Below are 17,860 nucleotides of genomic sequence, written 5' to 3'. Positions count from 1 at the left end.
TATTTCTGAGGATAGTAATTAGGAGGCTATTTTGGATATATTTGCAGGACTTAATCCCGCTCAGACAAAAGCAGTGGAGCATACCGACGGACCGCTGCTCATTATGGCCGGTGCCGGCTCGGGTAAAACCAAGGTACTGACCTGTAAGATTGCCAATCTTTTGGCTAAAGGCGTGGCCCCGTGGAGCATTCTGGCCATTACCTTTACCAATAAGGCTGCCACGGAAATGCGTGACCGTGTTGACCGCATGATTGGTGAAGGTGCAAAAGACGTCTGGCTTTCCACCTTCCACTCTTTTTGTGCTAAATTCCTGCGCCGGGAAATTGAGGCCACGGGCCTTTATAAGCGCAACTTTGTCATTTATGACGCCAGTGACAGCCAGGTGGTCATAAAGGAATGCCTTAAGGAAATGAATCTGGCCCCCAAGCAGTATGCACCCAGCGCTGTGCAAAATGCTATTTCCAACGCTAAAAACCAGTTGATGGGGCCTAAGGCCATGGAACGGGACGCGGATAGTTTCTTCCAGCAGAAAGTGGCGGAAATCTACAAGCTTTATGCCAAGAAACTGCGTACCAATAATGCTTTGGACTTCGATGACCTGCTGATGATTTCCGTGCTGCTGCTCGAAGAACATGAGGAAGTCCGCGTAAAATATCAGAACCGTTTTAAATATATTCTGGTGGACGAGTATCAGGATACCAATGGTGCCCAGTACCAGCTGACCAAGATTCTCGCCGCCAAGCACCATAACCTTTGTGTTGTGGGTGACGCTGACCAGTCAATTTATGGCTGGCGTGGCGCTGATATCCGCAATATTATGGATTTTGAGCAGGATTATCCGGAGGCCCGTACTATCAAATTGGAGCAGAACTATCGTTCTACCAAGAATATACTGGCGGCAGCTAATGCGGTTATCGAACACAATATCAACCGCAAGAAAAAGGAACTGTGGACGGAAAATACCACTGGTGAGAAAATTACCGTATATGAGGCCGGTGATGAACGGGATGAAGCACAGTTCATAGCGACCACGGTCATGAAACAAAAGACCATTTTTAATGCCTCCTATGGTGATATTGCTATTCTTTACCGTACCAATGCCCAGTCGCGTGTGGTCGAAGAAACTTTTATGCGTTCCGGCATTCCCTACACTATGGTCGGGGGGCTGAAGTTCTATGACCGCAAGGAAATCAAGGATATTTTGGCCTACCTGCGTGTGATATACAATCCTTTGGATACTGTCAGCCTCATGCGGATTATCAACGTGCCCAAACGCGGCCTGGGGGCTGCGAGCCTGGGCAAAATCGCCGCCTATGCTGACGCTAACGGCTTGACGGTTTTTGATGTCATTTCCAATCCGGATACACTTGATGCCATTCCCGGTATTACGGCACGCACCAAGAAACCCTTGGAGCTGTTTGCGACCTTTATTTTTAAATACATGGGCTATCAGGCCAATATGCATATCGATGATTTAATCGAAAAGGTATTGGAAGAATCCGGGTACCTGCGCGAACTTAAAGAAGAAAACAAGCCGGAAAATGAAAGCCGTATCGAAAACCTTAAGGAATTTATCGGCGTGGCGCGTGACTTTGAAAAGAGCGAGGAAAATCCCACGTTGGAAAATTTCCTGGCTACTTTGTCCCTGGTTTCGGATATCGACAATGCCGAGCTTGAAGATGACCGGGTAACACTTATGACTCTCCATGCTGCCAAAGGTCTGGAATTCCCCACGGTCTTTATGATTGGCATGGAAGAAGGCTTGTTCCCACATTCCCGTACCCTGATGGATGAAAATGAAATTGAGGAAGAACGCCGTACCTGCTATGTGGGCATTACCCGGGCTGAGCGCAAGCTCTATCTGACCTGTGCCCGGCAGCGTACCATTTACGGTAAGACAAGTCCGGCTGTCCGTTCCCGGTTCCTGGGGGAAATCCCGGAGGAATATACGGAGGCGTTAATCCCCCGGGCAAATTCCTATGGCTTTGCCAATGCCAACCATTATGGACCGCAGCAGCGCAGCGGTACCATGACTTTCCGCCCCAGTGCCAGTCAGATGGGACGCAATCCGGCAGCCTTTACGGATAAGGCTAAGTCAGCGTTTGAAGTATTGAACTCCATGCAAAAGCGCAGCGTCAATGTGCAGCCACAAACCGGCGTTATCCGCCCCGACACCAGTGTAGAGTGGAAGGTGGGGGATAAGGCCCAGCATGGTAAATGGGGTGTTGGTACAGTCGTTTCTGTTAAGGGTGAAGGTGAAGAAGTTGAGCTGAAGATTGCCTTCCCGGGACAGGGCGTCAAAGGACTGATGCAGAAATATGCGCCGATTAGCAAGGTTTGACATTTGACATTTGACTTTTGACTTTTGACATTGACATTTTAATACTAACAATGAGGTGAAAAGACGCCAGTCGCAGGGGGATTACTTTTCTGCGCTGAGACGCAGCGGCGTCAAACGCTCCGTAAAGCAATCCCCCTGCGGCTGGCTTTTGCCTGCCTGTATTGAAAATAATGTCATGTCTAAAGGGGTTCGTTTATAAAGAAGGTGAATATTAGTGACTCGTGAAGAACATCTGGCGGCGATTAAAAAGGCTGACCGGGAATATTATGAGCTGGACAATCCTGTTTTGGCTGATGAAGAATACGATGCTTTGCGGCGGTCTTATATTGATAAATATGGTGTTGAGGATTTGAACTATGTGCCCGGCAGTGCGGCAGGGGATTTTGACAAGTTTTCCCATCCCCATCCGGTTACATCCCTGAGTAAATGGACTAAGGGCGTGGATAGTGAGGCGGACCTGGTCAAAAAGGTTGCAGAATTGTGGCCGGTCGTGATTCAGCCGAAGTATGACGGACTGACGGTCGTTGCTTATCCTAATGCTGATGGTTCCTGCCGTTTTGTTACCCGTGGTCTGGGCGGCCGGATTGGTGAGGTGCTGCCTAATTTTATCAGCCGTTATGAGGGGGCTGGTGTTAATAACAGCGGCTATGCTGTTCGCGGCGAGGTTTATATCACGCAGGAACACTTTGCCAAAATGAATGAGGAATTGACCGCCCAGGGCGAAGAACCCATGAAGAATATGCGCAATGCGGCGGCAGGTATCTTGCGGCGTAAGGAGCGCAGCCCGTTTGTGGATTATCTTAGTTATGTCTGCTATGAAATACCCGGGGAAGATATTACGCCGCTGGCGGCCAGAAGAATTATTGCTGAGCAGACGGCCTTTACGGCTACGGACATGCAGGAACTGACTGACGCAGATAACTCTTTGCCGGCTATCGAAAACTATTACGCCAGCTTAAAGGGGCAGAACATTCCCATTGACGGTATCGTCATTAAAAGCTGCCAGGAAAACAGCTTGGCAAAATTCGGCTATACTGCCCATCATCCGCGTAATGGTTTTGCCTATAAGGCACTGTCAGAGAAATTTGTCACGGTTGTCCGTGATGTCATCTGGCAGATGGGGCGCCGCAAAGCTACGCCGGTGGCTGTGGTCGACCCGGTGGAAATCGATGGGGCCACGGTTACCCGGGCCTCGCTGCACAATGCGGCCATGATTAAAGAACTGGGGATAAAAATCGGTGCTACGGTGGAGATTCATAAGGCCAATGAAATCATTCCGCAGATTACCAGAGTTTTAGAGGAAGGCACGGGGGAAATCTCATTGGCTGTTTGTCCCTCCTGTGGTCAGCCGCTCGAAGAAGTCAATGGCCAGCAGTTTTGTGTTAACCCGGCCTGTGATGAACGTCTGGCACAGGACATTGCCTTTGTGGGCAGCAAAGATGTTTTAAACATTGATGGCCTGTCCATTGAAACCGCCCGTAAGATGGTGGCCTACGCCAAGACACAGACGCCGGCGGCCGAACTCAGCTATACTTTGCTTTTTAACTTTACCGTAGAAATGCTCGAATCCCTGGAAGGCTTTGCCCGCAAGTCCGCAGAAAAGCTCTACGGCAATATCCAAGCCGCCAGACAAAATGTTGAACTGCCGCGCTTTATCAAAGCCTTGTGCCTGCCTGGTATTGGCAGCGATGTTGGCAAAATTCTGGCGGATAATTTCGGTGACTTGTCAAACCTGGCTGATAAAATAGCCACCGCTGAAAATCCGCAGGAAATGCTGCAGGAAATCAATGGCATCGGTCCGAAAACAGCGGAAACTCTTACCGCGGAGAATTTTATGCAGGCAGTCACGAATCTGGAACAATACGTTTCCATTGCCCCTTATGAAAAGGTGGCAGCGCCTGCTGGTGACTATGCCGGAAAAATATTTGTGCTTACCGGCAAAATGGCCCAGCCGCGCAGCTACTATGTGGAACTTATTGAATCAGCCGGCGGCAAAGAGGGGAAAGCTGTCAGCAGCAAAACAGATTATCTTGTCATTCAGGACGTCAACAGTACCAGCAGTAAAGCTGTCAAAGCCCGGGAGGTAGGGACAAAACTCATCAGCCCGGAAGAACTGGTAAATATGCTGTCATAAAAGAAATAATTTTCAGATATTGCCATATTGACCTTTGCATGTTATAATAAACGTGTAAAGGTCATATTCCTAACTGAATAGGTTAACAGAACTGCGGATTGTACGGTTATGTGATAGCCGTAACAGTAAAACACGTTGCAGTCAGCAATGACGTAACTATCTTACTGGTTTTGTGAAGAATCCTGCGTACCCTGCTTATGTGGGGAGGCATAAAGTGTGGAGACATTGTGCTCAAAGCAATGGATTTGTAACAAAGCAAAGGAGAGGTTACTATGAGAACTATGCAGCGCATTATGTTTGCACTGGTCATGTTCGCAGCTCTGATTGTAGCATCTCCTGTTTTTGCTTCCGATATTCGGACTGAAGTGCAGTATTTCGTGAATGTTGAACGAGTTAATGCAGGCTTGCAGCCGCTGGTACTCGATGACATGATCGGTCGTTGTGCAGATGTAAGAGCAAAAGAGGCTCAGGTGAGCTTCGCACATCAGCGTCCTGATGGCAGAGATGTTAAATCAGTTCTGGAAAATGGCACTTGCGGCTGGTTTGGTGAAAACCTGGCAGTCAGCGGGGTTAAAGACGCTCAGAGAATTGTACGTGCATGGATGGGTTCTCCAACTCATCGTGCTAACATCCTTGGCCGCCACTATGTGCGCATGGGTGTTGAATGCAAGTACAATAAGGAAGATGGGCATTATTACTGGGCACTGCTCTTTGCAGGGGAGTGACAGAAGAGCCAAACTGGGATAAAAAACCACGGCTAAAGCCGTGGTTTTTTGTAGTAAAATCTTTTCAAAAGAAAAGATTTTTGCTATACTATAATTAGAATAGTCATACAATTTTGAGTAACGCTACAGATATGACAAAGGGGAAGTGAGGGGAACGAAATGACATGGATAGCGAAACACAGAAAACAGCGCATAGGGGCGCTGACCGCAGCCATTATCGCCACGGTGTGGATGCCGAGCGTGATGGCGGCTCCTGATTTGCCGGTATTAGCAACTAATGATAAAGCCTTATTACAAGGTGCGGTAGTTGATACCTCTAAAGAAAAACAAATGCAGGTCACACTAAATGCTGATAAAGCGGCTATAAACTGGGAGTCATTTAACATTGCAAAAGGCCATAGCGTAACATTTAGTAAGCCGAATGATACTGGTTGGGCAGTTTTAAACCGTGTAACAGGAAATGACAGTTCTCGTATTGATGGTATTCTTAATGGCACTGGGGGGACAGTATTTATAATAAATCCCCATGGTATTACCTTTGGTGCTGGTGCACAAGTCGATGTTGGCAGCTTGGTAGCCTCTACCATGAAAGCGGATTACGAAAGTTTCATGCAAGGCAAATATGTATTTGAAAAAGCAGATAATAATAAACGTGCCATAACTGTAGAAGGAACGGCTAATATCGCCGCCACAGATGGCTATGTGGCAATCCTGGCTCATATTATCAATAACGCAGGTACGATTTCTGCATCAGATGTTGCCATGGGTTTTGGGGATAAAATTGAACTAAGCTATACTGATAAAATAAGCATGCAGATAGATTTGCCAAATGATGCCAAGATTGATCCTGAAAAAAACTTAATCCTTTTTAATACCAAAAATATAGATCAGAATATTGCTGACAGCCTTATCAAAAACACGGGAACGATTCAAGTTGCCAAAGAAATCAAAGTCAGCAAAGATGAAAACGGTAAGCAGGTGGTAGAACTTACCGGAGATGGCGGTAATATCGCATTGGCGGCTGCTAATGTTACAGTTAGTGGAAAGTTAGTATCCAAAGGGGGAACGATTACCACTACTGGCTATGAAAATATCAAAGTGATTAATGGCGCTGATATCCACTCTGTATCAGAAGATGGAACTAAAGCCGGAACTTGGAACAGTACTGGTAAAGTATTAACAGTTGATAAGAGTGGCGCTAATAATACTATATATAGCGATGTTATCAGCCAATCGCTGCTTGATACCAATGTGCATATTACGGCCAGTCCAACAATTCAAAATTATTTCTCTGATGTTCATATTAGCGAACCTATTACAAAAGTTGCAAATGAATTGGAGGCTAATGTCTCAAATATTCCAAACGATACGACATTAACTATTACAGCTGGACGTGATGTTTGTGTTGATGCAGATATCATGAGCAAGACAAACAAGTTGAATCTTATATTAGAAGGCGATACGGCTGGTTTTGAAAAGACAAATTCAATTCGCCATGACGGTGCCAATATAATAAGAGCTAATATTGATACCAACGGAGGTGATTTTAAAACTTCTGAGTTTAATAGTAATGATGTAAAGACAAATGGGACGTATTTTGGCATTAAGAATAAGTCAGAGATTAACACCGATAGATATATAAAGACTCATGGTGGAGATATTAAACTTGGTGGTGCTGAAGTTTTATTAGGAACTGGTGGCATAGTGACATTAGATACAACCTCCAATAATAAGAATGGTAGTGTCATTATAGATGGGACGGTTAATTCTGCGAATTATTATGAAACTATTACCAATAAGGATCCATCAACGAATAAGAAAAAACCGCTATCGTGGTCTGAGGCTGAATCGAAAGCTAAATCTGAAAGCGACTCTTATTTGGCAGTTATTACTAGTTCCTTGGAAGATGCAGTAGTATCTTCTACTGCTCCATTGGATTTTAGTTTTAGACAGAAAGCATATGCTGGTGGTCATGTAGTTGCAGTAAAAACCGCTAAAGGAAACTACGTTGATGAAGATGGTAAGGTTGTGCATAAAGATGGTTGCGGCCCAGATGTTGACTATGTTGTTGATTCGGAAGGAAAAGCTGTCGAAGTCAGGAATAGAAACGGTGAAGTGACCACTGAAGGCAGCTTATTACCTGAAGTGTTATATGTAGGGGAAGGGGATAATAAATCTGTAAAAACCATCATCAATGACAACACAAATGTATCAGGAAAAAATGGTGGCTGGTATAAGCTTAGAGATGGAAGCTATGCACGCTATTGGGCCTGGACTGAAGGTGAAGAAAAAGGTAAAATTTTTTACGTACAAATTTATGGCGAAAATGTTGCAGGAAATAACTACACTCCCCATGATATAGGTGATACTACCGAAACAGATCATGGCTATGTAGTAAGTGGGTATTACGTCAACTTCGCTCCTGGCGAGCCTAATGATGACAAAGGACACACAAGTCAGACTGCATTGGCTGTGAATTATGATACATATGAATTAAATCAGTTAGGCAAAATATTACGTTCGCAATGGGATGATACAGAAGATGATATAGTTGACGCAAATAACAAATATATATACAACTACATGGTTGAATCCAAGTTGGGACACAGCTCATTAAGTATAAATGCCGGTGATACAACATTATCAGATAAAATTGGAAATATTACAAAGATAGCAAACTTAGATATAAATTCCAAAGGTAATGTTATTACAGGTGATTCAGTTGCTGTCGATAATAGTATTTTTATAAGTGCTCAGAAAGACGTTAATATAAATAACATTCTTGCTGCCTCTGCAGAGAATACACAAAATGCCATTGAAATTCGTGCTCAAGAGAGATTCTTAAATGAGGCTTCTAATAGTGCCAATGCACTGAAAGTTGGTGAGGGCAGTCATTGGAAGGTATATTCTAATACGCCGTTCGCAGATATATTGGGCGATTTGAACAGCAACAATTTTGCCGAATGGGGCTGGAATGGCAACACTAGCACGGCTGCCGAGGGCAATCGTTATATCTTCAAGTATAACCCAACACTTACCTTTACTGCCGAGGATGGCGGAGAAAAAGAATGGGGTACTTTAAAGACTCCGGTTGCTTATACATTTAAGAATGAGCTGGAAAACAAGTATACTAATAATTTCCTTGATGGCTATAGGGATAAATTCTTCGCTAGAGAGGATGTTGCTGCTAAACTGAATACCATCAGCACTGTGTCCGAAGGTTACGCGAAGGAAGCAAATCCTGGGGAATATACAATCGGATTCAATATTGGTGAAAATACAGTAATTGCAGCAGGATATAAGAACATACTTGTACCCAGTAATCTAATTGTAAAAGATAAGCCAACACCCACACCACCACCCACACCCACCCCAACACCCACACCACCACCCACACCCACCCCAACACCAACACCCACCCCAACACCAACACCTACACCAACACCTACACCAATACCTACACCTACACCAACACCTACACCTACACCAACACCTACACCAACACCCACACCAACATCAACGCCGGTTCAACCCACAGCCCCAACAGAGCCATCTGCTGAGCAATATGAATATAATCGGCCACAGCTTGACCTTCATGAGACCACAAATATCAATGGATCAGCATCGTATACAGAGGCAGAACGCAACGTCGGCCCCGGTGCTGACAGAGTTTTGGGTTTGCAGAGTGCTGAACTGCCTTTCTTCCGTGAGCAAAGCGGTAAGGTAAAACTCTATGGCACCTATGATGTTTCCATTGACCCGGATAAGGTCAAGATGGAGCCAACGGCGAAGGTTCTGCCTGAACCAGACCAGCCGAAGAATCAGTACCGCGAGTATGAAAAGGAACTGACAACACCGGCCGGTGCAGCTAAGTTTATGCTGACGTACAACGGTTCTACTTTTGATATCTATCCGGTAGACAACTCGGCCAAAGCCCTTTTAATGGCTGGCGATGCGGCTAAAAACGTGGATGTTTCGTCGCAGGCGCTCTTTGCCGCTTTCAAGGAAATGGGCATAACCCTTGATGATTTGGACGGCGTATATACTCATTTTGATGGCAAGAAAGAGGTGTTACCCTTTCGCCGCTAAAGAGAGTAATGGCAAAAAAATAATTGACGATTTAAAGGGACGCAGCGGCCCGGTCAAAGTGTCTGAGGTTGATGATGACATCGTTCTCGATGCGGAGGCGTTGGCTGTTGCTCCTAAAGACAACTAAATAACGTTATATCAATGATATCTTAAAAAGCCACAGTTTTTCTGTGGCTTTTTACATTATTTTGCAAAAGTATATAGTCAATTATCAAAAAAGGTGCTATACTCAAAATGGTCAGACTATTAAAAATAGATTAAAAAGGAGTGAAGATGCTTATGCGACGAATAACAAAGCTGCGCAAGCAGCGATTATGTGCTTTGGCAGCAGCCATTTTAGCCACGGCGTGGATGCCGAGCGTGATAGCTGCACCAGCAACAGATGCGTTGCCCACAGGAGAAAACTTAATCAAAGGTAATGCCGACATAAGCAGAGATGGTATTGTTAAAGAGAAAAATCAGATGTCCGTGAAAGTTAACGGCAGTGCTGTTATAAACTGGGACACCTTCAATGTTGGCAGTGGTGCACGAGTAAATTTTAAGGGAACAGATGGCTTTAGGGTGCTCAATCGTGTTCCCAACGGGCCAATGTCAGAAATATATGGTGAAATCAAAGGAAGAGGCGGGTCAGTATTCCTGATAAACCCTAGTGGCATTACCTTTGGTGAAGGTGCTAAGATAGATGTAGGGAGCCTGGTTGCCTCGACTTTGAATATCACTGATGATAACTTTATAAATGGCAAGTATTTATTTGAGAAAGGCGATACTGTTGGTGTCATAAATAATTTAGCCAATATCAGCATGTCCAATGATAAAAAGGTAGTTCTCCTTGCCCATCAGGTAATAAACAAAGGTAAAATTTCAGCTGGCCAGATTGGTATAGGAACAGGTAATGAAATTGAGCTGGCACTGGATGACAAGATTGGCATTAAGGTAAATGCTGGCGTAGATGAGAGCGCTGACGTGAATATCCTCAACTCTGGTACGTTGTCGGCTAATGATGGCTATGTTGTGATGACAGCCGGGGAGGCTAAGAAGGCCTTAAATGGGATAATCGCAAATTCCGGCGTAGTAGCTGCCAAGAAGATAACGAAGGACGCAGAAGGTAATATAATTCTGGCGGATGGCGGCGATATAGATATTCGTGGCTATAGTATTTGGAATAGCGGCGATATAAGAGCCAATGGCGGACAGACAAAAGACGGCAAAACCATTAAGAGCGGCAACGGCGGTCATATCAGCATTGAGGGCAACAGCATAGTCACCGAGAATGCTGTGAAGGCTATAGGAAGACTGAGTGAGGACGAGGCCACATCGGTAATTGATGGGGAAAAGGTGGCCGATGGCGGCAGTATTTCTTTGAAGGCTGAGAAGCTGATTGTGGCAGGTAATGTAAAAGCTGATGGGCCGGTGAATGGCGGTGTCATCAATACCATCGGCACTAAGGACTTACTGGTAGCAGGTAACAAAAAATTAAAAAAAGACTCTTCCAGCTACTTTAAGGTGGCCAGCATTCATGCCGCAGGGGAAAACGGTCAGGCTGGCACCTGGAACATTGAAAGTGACAATGTCAATATCAGCCATGATGTTATTACAACAGATAGTGGCAATGTGGTCAATAATCGCGTTATTACATCCTCGCTAAAAACCACCAATGTCAATGTCGTAGCAAAACCTGGCAGCCCGACAGACTTCACAGACATTAAGGTTGCCAATGAGATAAAAAAGGAAGATGGAACTGACACCAGCCTAACCATGACGGCCGGGCGCAATATCAGTGTGGATGCGGATATTACGAGTACGGCCGGCAAACTAAATCTTACCTTGAATTCCAATAACAAACTGGATGGTAAATCTGAGCGAATAGATGGTGCGTCTATTATCAGAGCCAACATTAACACCAATGGCGGCGATTTTACCACTACTGGTATGAACGGAACATACTTTGGGCTGAAGGATAGTGAAAAAGCAGGTAAAGACCGGACTGTGGTAACGAACGGCGGCAATATCACCCTGAACGGTGAAGTCCTGCTGGCAACCGGCGGCAAGGTGACACTGGATACGACTGTAGCAGACGGCAAGTCTGCTGGTGATGTTACCATTACTGGTAAGGTGGATTCAGGAAACAAGTACACCATAGGAAGGACTAGCGCTAAGATTCCCTGGGACAATAAATCCGGCGCATTACATAATGTAACATTGCAGGGGTCCAAGGAAAGTGCTGAGGAACAGGGGGGATACCTGGCTGTCATCACCAGCGGCCTGGAGGATGCTGTAGTGAATTCTGTGGCCCCCACTGAAGCGGAATCCCATATCGGCGGCCATGTGGTGGCTATGCCGGAATGTGTTACCTGTACGGTAGACGAAAATGGCAACATAAATTTAATAGGGTTGACAGCTGATGGCAAAATACCTGAAGGAAAGCTGCAGCTCATCTATACTGATACGGCGTATGGGAAAAATAGCTACAATGTAAGAGCGGAGAACGGAAATCGCGGCTGGTACAAGGTCAACGACAACACTTTGGTGCGCCTGTGGGCATGGGTGACCGGGCCTGAAGCAGGGAAGGTCTTTTATGTGCAGGCTATACAGAGTGCCCAGGGCACTAGCATTGAACCTACCCAAGCGAATTACAAGCAGCTCAAACATTTTGGCAAAGCCTATGGCTATACCAATTTCCTTGCGAATGAACCTAATGATGATTTAATTCAAATAAATACCCAGAACTGTCTGGCCATAAACTATCATTCCCGGTGGGATGATATCTATGAGGACATCCATGATAACAATGACCTCATAAAGACTTATGTGGTAGAAACGGAACTGGGGAAAACTTCCCTTGACATCAAGGGTAATAAGGTTGACCTGCAGGGGAATGTGGGCAGTATTACCAAGTTGAATGACTTGACCGTCAATGCTAATGCCGATATCAAAGCTAATGGCTCCGTGCAGGTTGATGGGAATCTGTCGGCAACGGCTGTAAATAGTCTTTTACTTGCGCAAGCTGCTGAGGCTGGCAAAGATGTTTCCTTGTTTGCTGGCACCGGCGCTGATAAAGCTATAGCCGGACGTGATGTAAATGTTAATGCTGTTACTGGTAAAACCATAAGTATTACAGCGGATAATGACGTTACCATCAATGGCACGTTAAAGGCAGAGGCTGACAGTAATCAGCAGGCTGTGGTAATCAGGGCACAGGGGAATTTCCACAATAATACTGCCGTGCCAGTGACTCCCATGCGTTTGTTTAGATTAAACGCTGTTACAGCAGATCAGAGCCCAGCGATACAGGTGAGCAGCGGCAGTGCCTGGAAGATTTATTCTGACAGTCCTAGTGACGATCTGGGTAATCTTGACAGTGGCAACTTTGCCGAATGGGGCTGGGATGGTACATCGACTTCTGCGGCTACAGGCAATCGTTTTGTCTTTAAGTACAACCCGACGCTTACCTTTACGGCCAACGATGCCAGCAAACAGGTTGGGGAAGTACTTACTGACACAGGCTATACCTTCAATAACGAATTAAGCGGACGTTATACAAACAATTTCCGCGATGGTTTTGACGACAGCCTGCTTGCTGAGTATGGCCTTAATAATGTTGGTACGCAGTCGCCAGGTTTTCCTGCCAATGCGGCAGCTGGCACCTATAAGATTGATTTTACCAACATGCAAACTACGGCACGTGACCATGGATATATTTTAGATGCTAAACCTGGTACATTGACGGTTATTGGCATAGAACCAGGTCCGACGCCGCCCACAGAACCGGAAGGAGATACAAATCCCGGTGATGTAAAACCGCAACCGAAGTCTAATACCGAGAACCCTGGTGATGTAACCCCGCAGCTTGACCCACATGCTACCACGAATGTTGACGGTTCGGCCTCTTACACTACGGCTCCTCGTACGTCACCTGGCACTGACCGGGTATTAGGTTTGCAAAGTGCTGAACTGCCGTTCTTCCGTGAAGAAGGTGGGCAGGTAAAATCCTATGGCACCTATAATGTTTCTATTGACCCGGACAAGGTAAAGATGGAACCCATGGCCAAAGTTCTGCCGGAACCTGTACAGACAAAGAACCAGTATCGTGAGTATGAAAAGGAACTGACTACTCCAACAGGCGTGGCCAAATTCATGCTGACCTATAACGGTTCTACTTTTGATATTTATCCTGTTGATGGTTCTGCCCAGGATATGCTTATAGCTGGCGATGTGACTAAAAACGTGGATGTTGAGTCGCAGGCGCTGTTTACCGCCTTCAAGGAAATGGGCATAACTCTTGACGATTTGGACGGTGTTTACACGCATTTCAGTAAGAAAAGTGACAATTCCTTTCGTAATTGAAAGTAAAACAGCCTAAAAGATGTGACAAAAGTCACAATCCAGCCTGTGACTTTTGTCACGCATAATGCGTATTTTAGTGTAAAACATTTTATAATTGTAACAATTATAAATTTTTTACGATTATTTTGCGTGATAATATGGTCACATGTCCTTGATTATGTTATACTATGCTTGGTTTTTATTATTAAAAGAGAATTAGAAAAGGAGGAGGCAGCTTATGAAAAGGATTGCAAAATTCAGAAAACAACAAATGTTGGCTCTGACAGCAGCCATTATGGCCACGGCGTGGATGCCGAGCGTGATGGCGATGCCAGATTCTGGTTTGCCGGTAGGGCTGGAATCAGACGGCGTATCCAAAAATGTAGAAAAATCTAGTGATACTCATTTGGAATTAAATGTTGGAAAAGACAAATCTGTTGCAACTTGGAGTGACTTTAGTATCGCCAAAGACCATTCCGTAAATTTCCATCGTGAAAATGGTGGCAGCTGGCTGGTGTTAAATCGTGTAACGGGTAACAACTTATCAGAAATATACGGAACGCTATCTGGTGACGCAAATGGCACAGTATTTCTAATCAATCCAAACGGTATTACCTTTGGTGAAGGTGCACAAGTCGAGGTTGGCAGCTTAGTAGCATCAACAAGAGATATTATTAACAGTAATTTTAACAAAGGTACTTATGAATTCAATGGAAATACTGAGGAACCAATAACGGTCTCCAATCTTGCCAATATTAAAGCTGAAAATGGTTTAGTGGCGTTGATTGCTCACAAAGTGGAAAACCAAGGTACAATCAACGCACGGCAGGTGAATTTGGTTTCTGGTGATAGCGTTGAGTTGTTTAATCTGGATAATGCCTCGGCTAAATCTTCAGAAGAGATATTAGATTATGACAGCAAAATAGGTGTTCGCGTCAAAAACTTAAGCAAAGGTGGACAGGTCATAAACAGCGGTACATTAAAGGCAGTCTTAATGAAGGCGAAGGATGCACAAAATGTAATGCAGGATTTAGTCAATACAGAGAAGGTTTCAGCCGCTAACAGAATTTATAAGGATGATGCTGGCAATATGATATTGCTGGGAGATGTAAATCTTGTTGGCGATAAGGTGCAAGTAGCAGATGGCTCTAAAATTGATGCAGAATCTGCAGATAAAGGGGCAGGAACCTTAAATATTCTTAGTACGAATGCGATTATTGATACAATTGCCACTGGAAACACAGAAGAGAAGAAGAAGGCTGTAATTAGTGCAACATCCCTTAGTGATACCTTGCGTGATACAAATGTCAATATTGTAGCCAGTCCGTTACGGGAGGATTATTATTCGGATATAACGATTAATTGGAATATTATAAAGGCTGACAAAAATGACGATAGAAGCATAAAGGATACGAGTCTATCCCTGACTGCTGGCCGCAATATTAGTGTGGATGCTGCTATTACGAGCGAAGCAGGAAAGCTGGATGTAAACCTGAATGGGGATAATAAAGATAGCACGAAATCTACCCGCAGTGACGGTGCTGTAATTATCCGCAGTGATATCGCTACAAACGGTGGCGATTTTACAACGACAGGCGATAATGGTACGTATATTGGCTTAAAAAATGATGAATTAACTAATTTGATAAAAAACGAGACACAGACAACTCGTACCATAAATACGAAAGGCGGCAATATTTCATTCGGTGGGAACGAAGTACTGCTGGCAACTGGTAATACTGTAGATCTGTATACAGAAGATAATACTGATAAGAATAATATAAAACGCGGTAGTGTTTTTGTTAACGGAACAATCAACTCAGCGAATGCATATAGCCTTTGGAATAATGGTTCTAATACAACCTGGGGAAATGCTAATGCTGCAGCAAAGACATATTTTGGGGATAACACTACAGCAAAGTCGTATTTAGCTGTAATTACGGGAGCCTTAGAGGATGCTGTTATCAGTGCAACGATTCCACCTGATACTAACAATAAGTCCGAAGCCTTTGTTGGTGGTCATGTAGTTGCCGTAAAAGCTGACGAGAATGGTAATGTTATCTTAAAAGATGGTAAACCAGAAGTACAATATAATACTGATGGTACCGTGAAAATTCTTGTAGAAGCCAAAAAAAGTAATAGTAATACTGCTTTAGACGGTGGCTGGTACAAGGATGCTGACGGTAACCCCGTACGTTATTGGGCCTGGGTTGATGGTAATGAAAATGAAAAAGGAACAATTTTCTTTATTCAAAGGATAGGGAAATATTTAAACCAAGAAGACTATAAGAAGCCTAGTAGTATTTCGGAATCAGTGAGAAATAATCACGGTGAAAAACCTATAGATGCAAATGGTAATGTGATATACAGCAACTTTGCGCCCGGTGAACCGAATGATGATCAAGGTGAAAGTAACGAAGGCTCGCAAACTGCATTAAGTGTAAATTATTCAGCATATGATCCTAATACGGCTAAGGATCGTTTCTATGCCAAGTGGGATGATGTTTGTAGTAATCATGACAAATATAAGTACAGTGTGATTGAAACTAATCTTGCACATACAGCTTTAAATATCAATGCTGGTGAAACTACTATTGGTGGTGATATTGGTAACGATACTAAGCTGAGCAACTTGACTGTAGCATCTTCTGCCAACATTAACCTCAAGGGTTCTGTGTATGTTGATAATGATGTAAAGACCATATCTACTAATAATACCACTATTAGCGGGGCTACAAATGCTGGTGGCTTGGTAGAACTTATTGCTGGCGATGATGCACGGAAAGACGGTGTTATTGTTACAAGAGCGGCAGCTCCAAATCATGATATAACCACGGGGGCAATTACTGCTGGTAATACTATCAGTATGGTCGCAGATAATGATGTAACTATTAACGGTAAAATAAAGTCCGATGCTCAAAATAATTCAAAGGCCGTAGAAATAATTGCACAGGGTAATTTCCACAACAAAACTGCCGTTCCCGTAACAACAATGCGATTCTTAAGAGCATCAGTACCAGAACAAGCTATACAGGTTGGCGATGGCAGTGCCTGGAAGATCTATTCTGATAATCCTAGTGATGACCTTGGCAATTTGAACAGTAATGAATTTGCTGTCTGGAGCTGGGGCAAGACTGGATTCCAGTACAATGCTGCTGATGATTCCCATAACCGTTTCATTTTCAAAGCTACGCCGGAAGTTCTTTACACGGCTAATGATAAAACAAAAGCAGCTGACGAGGAAATGCCTGTATTGGATTATGCTGAAAGCTACATGCTTAATGGTAGTGCTTTGAACGGCAGATTTACAGCAAATTTCAAGGATGGCGATGTTGATGCCCTTAAGAGCAATTATAAGTTAGACCAGGTGGCAGCAGGCTTGAAAGATGGTGTTACGCCTGATGTCGAAGGTGAATATAAGGATGGTATTGAGCTGAAAAATACGGCAAATGCCAAAGTGGGACTGGAAGATTTCGGCTATAAGACTGCGTTTAATCCTGGAACACTTAAAGTAACTAAAGCTATGATTCCAGATCCACAGCCAGATCCACAGCCAGATCCACAGCCAGATCCGCAGCCACAACCACAACCACAACCACAACCACAGCCACAGCAAACACCACAGCAAACACCACAGCAAACACCACAGCAAACACCACAGCAAACACCACAGCAAACACCTCAGTCAAATAAGAATCAAAATTATGAAAAACCACAGCTTGATAACCTCACCACTACGAATGTGGACGGTTCGGCTTCTTACACGACAGCCAATCGTCCTGCACCTGGTACTGACCGGGTATTAGGTTTGCAGAGTGCTGAACTGCCGTTCTTCCGTGAAGAATTACATCAGGTTAAGTTCTATGGCACATATGATGTTTCCATTGACCCGGATAAGGTGAAGATGGAACCCTCCGCTAAGGTCCTGCCGGAACCTGACCAGCCGCAGAATCAGTATCGGGAGTATGATAAGGAACTTACTACACAGGCCGGTACAGCTAAATTCAAACTGACCTATAATGGTTCTACCTTTGACATTTATCCGACGGATAATGCTAGTAAGAGCATTCTGCTGGCAGGTGAAGTGACTAAGAACGTGGAAGTTGAGTCACTGGCCCTGTTTGCAGCCTTTAAAGAAATGGGTATCACGCTCGATGATTTGAATGGCGTTTACATTCATTTCGACAACAAGAGCGAGGTAACGTCACTTCTTAAGTAATACCGTTACGGATATACATGAAGCATTAA

At 44.4% G+C, this 17,860-nt stretch carries 6 protein-coding genes; all 6 read left to right on the top strand.

The genetic code is table 11. The annotated features are described in order from the left end of the window. Positions 1-31: 31 nt before the first annotated feature. The 6 genes from pcrA to DL94_RS0101850 all read left to right on the top strand — a co-directional run bounded on the left by pcrA (position 32) and on the right by DL94_RS0101850 (position 17,831). Positions 32-2,341 (top strand): DNA helicase PcrA, encoded by a 2,310-nt coding sequence (gene pcrA / locus DL94_RS0101875; protein ID WP_028128681.1) that lies wholly within the window; start codon positions 32-34, stop codon positions 2,339-2,341. A 214-nt stretch (positions 2,342-2,555) separates the two neighbouring features. Further along, positions 2,556-4,475: a helix-hairpin-helix domain-containing protein gene (locus DL94_RS0101870; protein ID WP_028128680.1), complete on the top strand. Its 1,920-nt coding sequence runs from the start codon at positions 2,556-2,558 to the stop codon at positions 4,473-4,475. A 272-nt stretch (positions 4,476-4,747) separates the two neighbouring features. Beyond that, complete coding sequence (locus tag DL94_RS15120) at positions 4,748-5,200, top strand: CAP domain-containing protein (RefSeq protein ID WP_051586247.1); 453 nt, start codon at positions 4,748-4,750, stop codon at positions 5,198-5,200. A gap of 159 nt (positions 5,201-5,359) precedes the next feature. Continuing rightward, positions 5,360-9,289, top strand: coding sequence for a two-partner secretion domain-containing protein (locus DL94_RS15775; protein ID WP_028128679.1), 3,930 nt, complete (start codon positions 5,360-5,362; stop codon positions 9,287-9,289). 279 nt (positions 9,290-9,568) lie between these two features. Continuing rightward, entirely contained in the window at positions 9,569-13,633 is a 4,065-nt protein-coding gene (locus DL94_RS0101855) for a two-partner secretion domain-containing protein (RefSeq protein WP_197020695.1), read from the top strand. 217 nt (positions 13,634-13,850) lie between these two features. Next, the gene (locus DL94_RS0101850; RefSeq protein WP_028128677.1) at positions 13,851-17,831 is read left to right on the top strand and encodes a two-partner secretion domain-containing protein; all 3,981 of its coding nucleotides are present in this window, start codon (positions 13,851-13,853) and stop codon (positions 17,829-17,831) included. The last annotated feature ends 29 nt before the right edge of the window (positions 17,832-17,860 follow it).

Source organism: Selenomonas sp. AE3005, from assembly GCF_000686945.1.
GTDB lineage: Bacteria > Bacillota > Negativicutes > Selenomonadales > Selenomonadaceae > Selenomonas_A.
Note: the sequence above shows the minus strand (reverse complement) of the source record. Positions and strands in the feature narration are given on the sequence as shown.